This is a genomic window from uncultured Microbacterium sp., assembly GCF_913776565.1.
Lineage (GTDB): Bacteria > Actinomycetota > Actinomycetes > Actinomycetales > Microbacteriaceae > Microbacterium.
Genome location: NZ_CAJYPF010000039.1, coordinates 1 through 12189, shown reverse-complemented (window position 1 = coordinate 12189; position 12189 = coordinate 1). Strand labels below are relative to the sequence as shown.

The following is a 12189-nucleotide window of genomic DNA, read 5'->3' as shown; positions in this document are numbered from 1 at the left end:
CCGAGATCGACCCCCGCGTCGCTCCGGCCGCGGACGAGACCGTGATCGTCAAGCACGCGCCCAACTCCTTCGTCGGCACCGACCTCGACGACCGCCTGCGCGCCCTGGGCGATCGGCCCCTGCTCGTGGCCGGCATGATGACCAGCATGTGCGTGGATGCCACCGTCCGCGCCGCGATCGATCTGGGCTACGACGTGACGGTCGTCGGCGACGCCTGCGCGGCCCCCGACCTCGCCCACGACGGCGTCGAGGTGGACGGGCGGACCGTGCACACCGCGTTCCTCGCCGCGCTGAGCGGCGCGGGCGCGACGATGACGACGAGCGCCGCTGTCGCGCGGGCGCATTCCTGAGACGCAACGGTCGCATCCCGGCTCGCGAGCTGACCGAGTGCGGGTCGGATGCCGCGGGAAGAACGGGGAGAGGTCGGGGGGCGACCTCTCCCCGGAACGAACCGAACGGCTCGTTCTGCCCGGCATGTCTCGGAGGGGGATCGAGGCCGGGGTTCTTGTGCGATCGCGGCCGGGAACAGGCTCACCCGTCCACCGGGCCGCGGCATGCTGAGGCGGTCGTTCCGATCGGCTCGAGGCCGACCTCACCGCGGGTGATCAATCGTGCTCGATGCGTCCTCGTCCGTATCCCGCCGCGGGTGCGCTCACGATGAGAGCGGCGACGATGGAGCATGCGCCCAGGTCGGGTTCCAGCGGGAACACGAGCACTCCGATCACCGCGAGCGCGATGACCGCACTCCACAGCGCGACGGTCATGACCGCCCTCGATGGGCCGCGTCGTAGGCGTCGACGATCTCGACCGACAGGCGTCCGCGGGAGCTGACGGTGAAGCCCTGACCGGCGGCCCATTCGCGGATGCCCGGTCGCTCGACGCCCCGGCGCGACCGCGCTCGCCGTGATCCGGTCGAGTCCTTCGCCGGTCGCCCCGCCGCGATGAAGGGTGCCAGGGCGGCGCGGAGTTTTTCGGCGTTGGCCGCGGAGAGGTCGATCTGCCAGTGCCGACCATCGAGAGCGAACGTGGTCGTCGTGTGGTCGTGCAGCGGGGTCCCGTCGATGTCGTCGAAGTATTCCGTCACAACTTTCCGGGCCATGCAGACGAATATATCCGACAGAAAACGCAACTCCTGCGAAGCGGATTCTCGAAGCGGCGCTGGTCGTGGTCCGCGGGTGGCCGCGTCCGTATCCGAAATGCGGATCGCGAGGCATGAAGTACATCTCGGCTCAGATTCGAGAAGAAATTGCATTCTCGTGGGCTCAGTACCTATCGTGAGCAGCAAACCCCTTGCTGCCACTCATCGAGTGCGTTCTTTTCTTGGAGCCCGCGTGCCGCGCAATGTCGACGTCCGTCCTTTTCGTTTTTTGAGGCAACGGCGCAGGCCATTGCCGGCTCTCGCGACGGTGGTGTCGGCCGCCCTCGTCGCCGCGGGCTTGACCGTCGTCGCCGCACCGCAGGCGGCCGTCGCCGCGGACGCGCTCAGCTGTGTCGGCAGCGTGTACCTGACCGACGGCAGCAACAACCAGATCAAGAAGCTCGACCTGGCGACCGGGACGATCACGGGTCCGGTGCTGCCCGCGCCGGCGAACCAGGGCACCTCGACCAACCAGCTCGGCATCGCCGCTCAGGGCACCGACGCCCTGTACGGCACGACGACGAGCATCGTGCGCTACAACGCGTCGACGGGCCAGTCCACCGCCGTGGCCAAGCCCGCCAACGTCGGCGCCGGTCAGGTCGGCGCCGTCAACCCGCTCAACGGTCTGTTCTACTACGGCTCCTACTCCGGATCGGCTGGATCCCGCGCGCTCGACCTCTTCGTCTACAACCCGGCGTCGGCGACCGCCGAAGCGGGCGAGGTCGCGCGCGTGTCGATCCCCAACGCTCCGGGCAATAACGGCGACATCGCCTTCGACAAGCTCGGCCGCCTCTATCTCGTCAACGCGTCGGGTGGAGTCGGAACCGCGGGTGACGCCGCGCTGTACGTCGCCGACAGCGCCCTTCCGACCTCTCCCGCGCAGGCTTTTCCGACCGTGACCGCCACGCGGATCTCGACCACCGCGGTCGGGTCCGCCACGAACGGCATCGCGTTCGGGTCCGACGGCTACCTGTACCTCGGATCATCCGGCGCGGTGCAGAAGGCGAACCCCATCACGGGTGCCGCCGTGGGCTCGCCCATCAGCCTCTCGGGCAAGGGTCTGGGAGCCAACGGTTCCACCGACCTGGGCACGTGCGCGAACCCGTCGACCGCGCAGGCGGGCTCGACGTTCCCCGACGGTCCCGCCCGCCCCGGTGACAGCTCGACCGTCGTCGTCGGCGGCGGCTCGTACACCGAGCCCGGAACCCCGGCCACCGGAACGAACCCGTCGTTCCCGCCGGCCACCTCGCAGCCCGGTGGCGGTTCCCAGACGAACCCGCCGGCGATCGTGCTGCCCGGTGAGACCTACACGATCGTGCAGAACCCGAACGGGTCGACCGACCTCGGCAACTACACCACCACGTGGGAGTGCCGCGACAGCAACGGCCTGGTCGTCTCGAGCGGCACCGGGAACACGGCGAAGTACTCGCCCCCGACCGGCGGCGACGGCACCTCGGTGGTGTGCACGTTCATCAACAACATCGTCCCGCCCACCGCGGTCGCCGACTCGCAGACCGTGGTCTTCGGAACGCCGTCGATCGTGCTGCCCGGCTCGACGAACGACACCGCGGGAAGCACGGCGATCGACAACACCCGCACCGTCTTCGCATCGCCCCAGGCGACGAACGACGGCAAGACCCTGCGCACCGCCGACGGCGTGTGGACGATCGGTACCGACGGTCGCGTCACCTTCGTGCCGGCGAAGGGCTTCAGCGGCACCGCGACGGCCCCCTATCGCGTGACGGATGCCAACGGCAAGACCGCTGACTCCACGCTCACCGTCGTCGTGCGTCCCGGTCCGATCGCACAGCCCGACGCGGACTCCACCGCGCAGGGCGTCGCCGTCACCCTGGCCCCGCTCGCCAACGACACCGCCAGCCAGAACGCCGACGGGTCCGCCGGTTCGATCGCGGCATCCGCGGTGCTCTTCTCCCCGGCCGGTCAGCCGCAGGGCGCCGTCCTCAGCGCCGACCGCCGCACCCTGACGGTGCCCGGTGAGGGCGCGTACGTCATCGACGCCTCCACCGGAAAGGTGACCTTCACCCCTGTCTCGACGTTCCACGGCGTCGCCAAGAGCGTGTCCTACGACTTCACCGACGGCAACGGCAACCCCGCCTCGTCGACGATCACCATCACGGTGACCGAGGTCGACCCGATCGCCGTAGCCGACTCCGCCGTCACCCCCTACGGCACGGCCGTGACCGTCGACGTGGCCGGCAACGACTCGGCGGGTCCCGGCGGGGCGCTGGACCCGACCAAGACCGTCTTCACCTCGCCCCAGGCGACGAACGGCGGCAAGACGCTCACGACCGAGCAGGGCACCTGGACGATCGGAACCGACGGCCGCGTGACCTTCGCGCCGGCGCCCGGCTACTCGGGGACCACTCCGGCCGTCGAGTACCGCATCACCGACGCGAACGGCCAGACGGCCACCGCGACGGTGACCGTCACGGTCCGCCCCGGCCCCACCGCCTCGGACGACTCCGCCACGACCTCGCAGAACGTCGAGGTCGAGCTCTCGGTCCTCGCCAACGACGTCGCCGGTGTGCGCGCCGACGGGTCGGCGGGAACGCTCGATCGAGACAGCTTCGCGTTCTCGGTGACTCCGAACCTGCCCACCGGCAGCACGGTGTCCGCCGACGGCCGACAGCTCACGGTGGCCGGTGAGGGCTCGTACACCTTCGACCCCGAGACCGGGACGGTGACCTTCGACCCCGAGGCATCCTTCTCGGGTCCCGCGACCCCCGTGACCTACACGGTCGCCGACCAGCAGGGCAACACCGCGACCGCGAAGATCGCGATCACGGTGACGGCCGTCACGCCGGTCGCCAGCGACGATGCGGCGCAGACGCCGGGCAAGACGCCCGTCACCGTGCCCGTCCTCGACAACGATCAGCCGGGCGCCGTCGACGCGCCTCTCGATCCCTCGACGCTGATCTTCACGTCGCCGCAGGCCACCGATGACGGCAAGAAGCTCACGACGCCCGAGGGCGTGTGGACGGTCGACGCCGGCGGCATCCGCTTCGTTCCCGGCGCGGACTACCAGGGCACGACCGCGCCCGTGTCGTACGAGGTGCGCGACGCCAACGGCACCCCGACACGTGCGTCGGTCACCGTGACCGTGGGCGGGGCCGCAACGGCATCCGCCGACTCGGCCACCACGTTGCAGGGCGCGGCGACGACGTTCGCGCTTCTCGACAACGACACGCCCAGCAACAAGGGCGTGGCCGGATCGACCGGCACCTTCGTCGCGGCCAGCGTCGTGTTCCCCGCGTCGGGTCAGCCCGAGGGGGCGGTCGTCTCGAACGGCGGACGCACGCTGACGATCGCCGGACAGGGCGTCTTCACGATCGACCCCACCACCGCGAAGGTGACCTTCACCCCCGAGCCGGCCTACCGTGGCACCACCTCGTCGGTGACGTACCAGGTCACCGACACGAACGGGGCGACCGCCTCGGCGAAGATCACCGTCGTGGTCACCGGGGTCGACCCCGTCGCCGCCGACGACAGCGCCGTGACGCCGTTCGACACGGCCGTGCGGATCCCGCTGCTGCGCAACGACGCCCCCGGGGCGGAGTCCGTGGCGCTGGTTCCCGCGAAGACGGTCTTCCCGACCGCGGGTCAGCCCGAGGGGACGACCGTCTCGGCCGACGGCAAGAAGCTGACCGTCGCCGGCCAGGGCACGTTCGAACTGGATGCCGACGGCGTCGCCGTCTTCACCCCGGTCGACGGCTTCACGGGCACGACCACCGCGGTGACCTACCGCATCAGCGATGCCAACGGCACGACGGATGACGCGCAGATCCGGGTCACGGTCCGCACCGGTCCGACGGCTTCGTCCGACGTCACGAGCACGCTGCAGGGTGCGCCCACGACGATCAGACCGCTCGGCAACGACACGCCGGGACGCAACGCCGACGACAGCGCTGGAGCGTGGGACGCCACCACCGTGGTGTTCCCCACGACCGGTCAGCCGGCGGGCGCGGTCGTCGCCGAGGGGGGAAAGACCCTCACGGTGCCCGGCCAGGGCGTCTACACGATCGCACCCGACGGTGCCGTCACCTTCACCCCTGAGAAGTCCTTCTCGGGCCCGGCGACCCCGGTGGTCTACGCGGTCACCGACTCGCACGGCAACACCGCGAGCTCGACGATCGCGGTGACCGTCACCGCAGTGGTTCCGGTCGCGGCCGACGACAGCGCCTTCACCCCGTTCGACACGGCCGTGACCTTCGGTTTCATCGGCAACGACACCCCGGGTGACGCCTCGGTGGCCCTGGTGCCGTCGTCGGCGGTCTTCGAGTCCGCCGGTCTGCCGGTCGGGGTCGACGCCGAGATCCGCGACGGGGGCAAGACCGTCGCCGTCTCGGGCGAGGGCGTGTTCACGCTCGCAGAAGACGGCACGGTGACGTTCACGCCGGAGCCCGGATTCGTCGGGACGACGTCCGCGGTGCGGTACACGATCAGCGACGCCAACGGCACCACGGCCACGGCCGCGCTGTCGGTGACCGTGCGCCCGGGAGCCGCGGCTGCCGACGACGCCGACCGGACGCCGCAGAACACCCCCGTCACCGTCGCCGTCCTCGGCAACGACTCCGCGGGGCTGAACGCCGACGCTTCGTCGAGCTCGTTCGACCTCGACAGTCTGGTGTTCCCGTCGGCCGCGCAGAGCGTCGGGGTCGTCAGCGACAACGGCAAGAAGCTCACCGTCGCGGGCGAGGGCGTCTACCTGATCGGCGCGGACGGGAAGGTGACCTTCACCCCGGTCGCGTCCTTCCGCGGTGCTGCCACCCCGGTGCCGTACGAGGTGTCGAACGCCCTCGGGCAGGTGGTGTCGGCGAAGCTGTCGATCACCGTCGTCGGCGTCGAGCCGGTCTCGCGCCCCGACGCGGCATCCACGACCACGGGCAAGCCCGTGACGGTGGACGTGCTCGGAAACGACAACGGTGCGACCGGCGTCGCTCTCGACCCGGGCACGCTGCACCTGGTCGACGGCAACGGCGGCAAGGTCGACCGCGTGACGGTCCCCGGCCAGGGCGAGTGGATCGTCAAGGACGGCAAGATCGTGTTCACGCCCGCCGCGGGCTTCACCGGGACCGCGACCATCACCTACTCGGTGGCGGACGTGAACGGAACCGAGACCCGTTCCACGGTCTCGGTGACCGTCTCGAAGGCGCTGCCCGCCACGGGTACCGAGGTGCCCTGGATGCCGCTGTACGCCGGTGTGATCATGACGCTGCTGGGCGGCGCGGTGCTCTTCCTGCGCCGGCGCTTCGCCTAACGCGTGAGTGACGAGGGGGTGGTGGGCCGATGGCCCGCCACCCCCTTCTGGTTCGGCCTTCGGACGGCACCCACGCGAAAGGCCCGACGCTCCGCCGGTGGCGGCGCGTCGGGCCTATGGATGTCGTTTCCAGAACTAGGTCAGACAGACAATCAGAACCCTGGCGTACCTAGGACCTATCTTCCGCAGATCTCAGTCCACCGTGCCGCGTCCTCTTCTGAAGTTACTTCGGGTTCGCCGGTCACCCGAACTGCCGTCGCGCGCGAAGGCCGCTTGTTCGAGCAGAGGACCCGCCCGGACGCGGTCCGCGGCGACAAGGCATACTCTTCCCGCGCTATCCGCGGCCATCTCGGCTCCCGCAAGATCAAGGCCGTGATCCCTGAGCCCGACGACCAGAAGGGCCACCGCAAGCGACGCGGGTCACGTGGAGGACGCCCGGTCGGTCTCGACGCAGCGGACTACAGGAACCGGAATGTGGTCGAGCGCAGCTACTGCCATCTCAAGCAGTGGCGCGGTCTCGCGACCCGCTACGACAAGCATGCCGTCATCTACCGCGCCGCCGTGCTCCTCAACGCCGTCGTCGTGTGGACTCGGCATCTTGTCGTGGGGAAAGAGTGATCCATTCCTCGTCGACCAGATATCCAAGGCTCTGGCTGGAGCTGAGGATGGCGCTGTTCTCCTCGGCGCCCCCGGTTCGGAAGACTTCGATGCCCTCGCGGAGGAGAGCCAGTATCGAGGCTGCTTTCACCGCCGTGCCGATACCCAGCCCTCGAAACTCTGCAGCCACGACCGTGAACTCGGTCTCGGCGGTCCGACCGTCGACGTCGACATAGGTAACCGCGAGAACCTGGCCATCACCATCGAAGACGCCGAAGCCTCGCCTCGTGCGCGTCACGCGAGCGGTCGACATCGTCAGCGGACTGTGCTGAGTCGCGACACCACCCGGATAGTCGGCCAGCGTCACCGAATCGAGCACCAGAACCGAAGCGAGATCTGCGTCTCCGATCGCGCGGACATCGCCGTGACGACGACCCCGCTGAACCGCCCCGGCCAGCGCATCGACATCGATGCTCGCCGCAGTCAACTGCGCGGCCCATGATCGCGAAACAACCACCCATCCAGCGGCTTCGAGCTCCGCGCACCGCGCGTCGTCGGACCTCACCACAAGCTGCTCCGGCTGCACCCACCCAGTGTGACCCAAAGCGCCGGTCACCACATTTCTCAGACATGCCCTAGCGGCGGGTACCCCCCTCTGTGGTTGATCGGCCTTGCGGCGACGGGGCGCTCCACCTGTTGGTGGGGCGCCTTCCATCCTTGACGGGCACTGGCGACAACGGGAACCTCGAAAAGTAGTACGGTTGCCGTATTAGTTGATGGGAGTCTCAGGTGGACGCAATGCCGGCACAGCATGATCGAGCCGAGGATGAGACGGCGTTGAATCCCCGTTCTCGTTTCGAGTCCAAGTCGAGAAGCGTGAGAGCGCGGCGCATCATCGCCATCGTGGCTGCCGGCTTCGGCGCGGCGCTCGCTGTCGCTACGGTCGCATTCGTCGTTTGGGCCACCGACGCCTATAGCGCAGAGGCGACTGCGTGGGAGACGGTTCAGTCGGACCAGCGCATCGCCGTCGAATCGGACGGGAACATCGTGATGATGACACCGCGGCTCAGGTCGAACGGTGAGGGCCTCATTTTCTTCGCCGGTGCGCGTGTTGACCCTAACGCGTACGCGGCGACCTTCAAGAACACCGTCGCGGCAGGAACGACGGTCATCGTCGTCCGTCCTCCTCTGAACCTGGCGATTCTGGAGACGCGGGACGCGAGTGATTTCACGGGTAGAGCTCCCGACGTCGACCGGTGGGCGGTAGGCGGCCACAGTATGGGTGGCGTACGCGCATGCGGCTACGCGCAGGATCCGCAGATCGTCGCGCTGGTGCTGCTCGCGTCCTACTGCGGCAACGACGATCTGAGCGGACGTGCAGACCTTTCCGTTCTGACCCTGTCCGGAACTCGCGATTCTCTGGCGACGCCCGAGAAGATCGAGAACGCCGCGAGCACCTTGCCTGCGGATGCGACCTTCATCCAGATCGAGGGCGTTTCGCATGCCCAGTTCGGCGCATACGGCCCCCAAGACGGCGACGGAACTCCGACCATGGACAACGAAGAGGCACGCGCCCTCATTTCCGACACGATCACGGAGTTCTTTGCGGGACTTCCGAGATAATCGGACTGCACACAGGACTGCTTGCGCGACGCTTCTGCGGTCTGGGATGGGTGTCTCTCCTCCCCCAGCTTCTGCGTGTCGCCTTCCGTGGTGGTTGATGTGCGGGAGAGCGACCAGGCGAAAAGTCGAGTCATCCGTTCTTGCTGCTGGCACGGCGCTCGGCGCTCGTCGGTCTGCGCCGCGAAGTGCTGCAGAAAGCCAGGACGTTCGTCTCTCACTCGTGTCGCCATGTGTCCTGCTCTTGCGTTGATACGGGTGCCGTATTACCGTTTTGTACGGGGACCGTACTATTTTTGAGGAGTAGTTTTTACGGTGTGGACGCCGACCGAATTCCCCCGTCACTCGTCCTGCACCTCCGAGAACTGCACAATGCGATGGAGAGCGCGAACCTCGCGGTCGCCCGTCGGATGGGCATGAGCATCACCGACGCGACGGCCATCGAGCACATCGCGCTCACGGCGGATCCCATCGGTCCCGCGGAACTGAGTCGACGACTCGGCGTGTCGCGGTCTTCGGCGACCGAGATCGTCGATCGTCTGGTGTCGGTCGGCCATCTGGAGCGTCAGCGCGACGCGGCGGATGGACGTCGGGTGCGTCTGGTCGCCACGACGGCTGCGCAGCGTCAAGTGCGCGAGGAGATCGCGCCCCTGATCGACGCGATCGGCAGGGTCACGGAGCGCCTGGAGCCCGCGAATCGGGCTCTCATCGCGTCGTTCCTCTCAGAGATGGCCCTGACTCATCTCGACTTCGCCAACGGCTTCCCAAGCTCCTCGACGACCGACGAGGCCTGAGGCGCGCGTCACTGATGCGGACGCGGAACTCATGTCCGCGTCGATGTGTCGACGATACGTCCAGGGCTACGCATTCCCCTCGGCGAGCGGCGGCCTCGGCAATCCGCCGAAGAGAGCGTCGACCTGCGAGCCGACAGCGTGTCCCCTCGACACAGCGATCGTGAGGGGTATCTCGAACGGCGTCCCACTGCGAGACCCTCGCCAGACACCGGTGCATCAGGCCCCGCAATGAGAGAGGAAACCATGCTGGATCATCACGACCCTGTTGGCGGGAGTCAGGTCACACGTGGGCTACCCGGTTCAGGTGACGTCCGGGGGCGCAGGATCGGAGGGATCCTTCGATTTCTCGGGGTGCCTTTCGCTGAACCACCCGTCGGAGCGCTCCGCTTCCGAGCCCCCGAGCCGGTGACTCCCTGGAAGGGGGTACGCGACGCCAGGGAATACGGCGCTTGGGCGCCGCAACCTCCACACCCCCTGGACACCGTTCTCCCGCGGCATCCGATCCCCGGCGACGACTACCTGACGCTGAACATCTGGGCGTCCGAGCAAGCCGTAGATGCCCCTGTGATGGTCTACGTCCACGGGGGGTCCTTCGTCACGGGCTCTGGAGCTGTGCCCATGTACGACGGCACGACCTTCGCGCGAAACGGCGTCGTGCTGGTGACTGTCAACTATCGGCTGGGCGTGGACGGTTTCCTGTGGACGGGTGAGGGCGCGGCCAATCTGGGCTTGCGTGATCAGATCCTCGCTTTGGAGTGGGTGAGAGACAACATCCGAGCGTTTGGCGGAGATCCATCGAATGTCACCCTCTTCGGCGAGTCGGCCGGTGCCGCGAGCGTCGTCAGCCTGCTCGCCTCTCCTCTCGCGGTGAATCTGTTCCACCGGGTGATTGCGCAGTCAGGGGCGGGGGAGATGGCGACCGACCAGCCCACGGCCGAACTCATCGCGCGCCGACTCGCTCGGCGTCTCCGCGTCGAACCCACGCGAGCTACGATCGCGGAGGTGCCGATGGACGTTCTTCTGCGGGAATCTGACGCGCTCGCGGCTCAGGTGACCTCTCAGCCCTTCCAGTGGCGGTGGAAAGACGCAGCGCGAACGTCTCTCGCTTTCCTCCCGGTGATCGACGGAGACGTGTTACCGGCTCAACCGACCGAGGCCATTCGAGGCGGAATGGGTCACGATGTCGATCTTCTTGTCGGGAGTAATACGGACGAGGCCCGCCTCTTCACTGTTCCCACAGGTTTGATCGATCACGCGCCGCCTGGAATCTCCCGGGTGCTCGCGCGACGTTATCGCGTTCCCCACGGCCGGGCGAAAGCTTCTTACCGACGCCGGAAGAATGCGCGCGGGCGGGGCCGCGTTGCCACGGAACTGCTCACGGATGGGTTGTACCGTGTACCGGCGCTCCGACTCGCTTCCGTGCACCCCCGGTCCTACGTCTACGAGTTCGCGTGGCGTTCGCCCGCCTTCGAGGGCGCTCTGCGCGCTGCGCATGTGACCGAGCTGCCGTTCGTCTTCGGAACCCTGGACGACGCGGACTCCTCGGCTGTGGTTGGTCAGTCCCCACCACGTCGACTCTCGGAACAGATGAACGGCGTCTGGCGGAGATTCGCCGAGACCGGGGACCCCGGTTGGGCGAGATTCAATCCGACCCGGGCGAACATGATCTTCGACGTCCGAAGTCGCGTCGAGGAACCGGACCAGTCCGTCGATCTCGCTCTGTGGACGCAGCACGGTCTTCCGACAGCTCCTTGATGTACCCGTTCAGCAAGCTGGTGACACTCGGGTAGCGACAAGGCCTCCATGGTTGGTGGTGGCTAACCTTTGGTTCTCCGGCGTGTCGCACCTCCGGCAGCGGTGATGGTCCCAGAACTCTGCCGGCGTGCCACAACTGCTTCGCGACGGTGTACCACTGTAGTTCCACCCAGCCCGGTGCGGTTCGCTGGCAGTACGGCGTCACTTCTGTAGTCCGCACTGGTCGTTTGAAACGGCGAGAATCGCGCACTTTCGCGCCGTCGTGGTCCTCCGCGGGGCACTGGCTAGAGCTCGCGGCGAGCACGGCGCGACGTAGGAACGGATCGACGCGAATGAGCTTGGGCGGTGACAAACATCACGGCTGCCATCGTCCATCACGAGCGAGGCGAACCCTGCCAGGCGGAGGGCCGGTTTCTTCTCCGAGACTGCATAGCGCGCACGCCTGGAGTCGCGTCCGGGCAGCAGTCAGATTCCTCGCCGAAACCACCTCGTCCGTCGGTTCCGCCGAGCTGCGAAGCGGGACCCCGCCAAGGGCGCCGAGCGTCGCTGCGCGACGCAGTCGCGGGCTGCCCGGCTACCCGTCTGCCGTCACCATCACGGCGGATGCGGATGGGACTTTCTGGGCATCTTCCATCGTCCGCGTGCCCAACGCGCGCTGGCAACTTGATCTCCATCCGTGCCTCGTGTGCGCGGCGGCGTCATGTGGATAGGGTCCGATAGGCGTGTAGCGGGCGGCCAAGCAAGTAGGCGCGGACGAACGCCGCGTCCGTTGATGCGCCGTTCTAGGCCACGCTGCACCTGAGCAGAGGACGGGCTGAGCCGCGGTTCCCGCAGTCTGACCTAACCGCGGATTGTCTGGACAAGCTCTGGAAGTGACAAATGGAGGGGCTGACGGGAATCGAACCCGCGCTGTCTGCTTGGGAAGCAGAAGTTCTGCCATTGAACTACAGCCCCGGAGCCTTGCGGCAACCCGGCCAGCATAACAGGGTGCCCTCGGCATCCGGGAT

General features: G+C 67.8%; 9 protein-coding genes and 1 tRNA gene. 6 read left to right on the top strand and 4 right to left on the bottom strand.

What is annotated here, in order from left to right; genetic code table 11:
* Nucleotides 1-350, top strand: a 350-nt coding sequence (locus tag QZ433_RS02540; RefSeq protein ID WP_295779866.1) for an isochorismatase family protein, incomplete at its 5' end; no start/stop codon positions are given.
* 255 nt (nt 351-605) lie between these two features.
* Here the strand turns inward: QZ433_RS02540 and QZ433_RS02535 are convergent.
* Together QZ433_RS02535 and QZ433_RS02530 are read right to left on the bottom strand one after the other, a co-directional pair.
* Nucleotides 606-764 (bottom strand): hypothetical protein, encoded by a 159-nt coding sequence (locus tag QZ433_RS02535; protein WP_295779865.1) that lies wholly within the window; start codon nt 762-764, stop codon nt 606-608.
* On the bottom strand, nt 761-1099 hold the full coding sequence (locus QZ433_RS02530; RefSeq protein WP_295779864.1) for an Lsr2 family protein: 339 nt from the start codon (nt 1097-1099) through the stop codon (nt 761-763). Before QZ433_RS02530 ends, QZ433_RS02535 begins: the two co-directional genes overlap by 4 nt.
* A gap of 289 nt (nt 1100-1388) precedes the next feature.
* On the opposite strand from QZ433_RS02530, the gene QZ433_RS02525 reads away from it, so the two are divergent.
* The gene (locus QZ433_RS02525) at nt 1389-6416 is read left to right on the top strand and encodes a tandem-95 repeat protein (RefSeq protein ID WP_295779863.1); all 5028 of its coding nucleotides are present in this window, start codon (nt 1389-1391) and stop codon (nt 6414-6416) included.
* A 120-nt stretch (nt 6417-6536) separates the two neighbouring features.
* Entirely contained in the window at nt 6537-7034 is a 498-nt protein-coding gene (locus QZ433_RS02520; protein WP_295779862.1) for a transposase, read from the top strand.
* On the opposite strand, the gene QZ433_RS02515 is transcribed toward QZ433_RS02520, so the two are convergent.
* On the bottom strand, nt 6985-7599 hold the full coding sequence (locus tag QZ433_RS02515; RefSeq protein WP_295779861.1) for an acetyltransferase: 615 nt from the start codon (nt 7597-7599) through the stop codon (nt 6985-6987). The two genes, QZ433_RS02520 and QZ433_RS02515, sit on opposite strands and share 50 nt — an antisense overlap.
* A 212-nt stretch (nt 7600-7811) precedes the next feature.
* Between QZ433_RS02515 and QZ433_RS02510 the strand changes: the two genes are divergently transcribed.
* The 3 genes from QZ433_RS02510 to QZ433_RS02500 all read left to right on the top strand — a co-directional run bounded on the left by QZ433_RS02510 (nt 7812) and on the right by QZ433_RS02500 (nt 11182).
* Nucleotides 7812-8636: an alpha/beta hydrolase gene (locus tag QZ433_RS02510; protein WP_295779867.1), complete on the top strand. Its 825-nt coding sequence runs from the start codon at nt 7812-7814 to the stop codon at nt 8634-8636.
* Between the two features lie 413 nt (nt 8637-9049).
* Nucleotides 9050-9427, top strand: coding sequence for a MarR family winged helix-turn-helix transcriptional regulator (locus QZ433_RS02505; RefSeq protein WP_295779860.1), 378 nt, complete (start codon nt 9050-9052; stop codon nt 9425-9427).
* Nucleotides 9428-9655: 228 nt separating this feature from the next.
* Nucleotides 9656-11182, top strand: a complete 1527-nt coding sequence (locus QZ433_RS02500; protein ID WP_366761865.1) for a carboxylesterase family protein — start codon at nt 9656-9658, stop codon at nt 11180-11182.
* Between the two features lie 880 nt (nt 11183-12062).
* Here QZ433_RS02500 and QZ433_RS02495 read toward each other — a convergent pair.
* A tRNA-Gly gene (locus QZ433_RS02495) sits at nt 12063-12136 on the bottom strand.
* Nucleotides 12137-12189 lie beyond the last annotated feature (53 nt).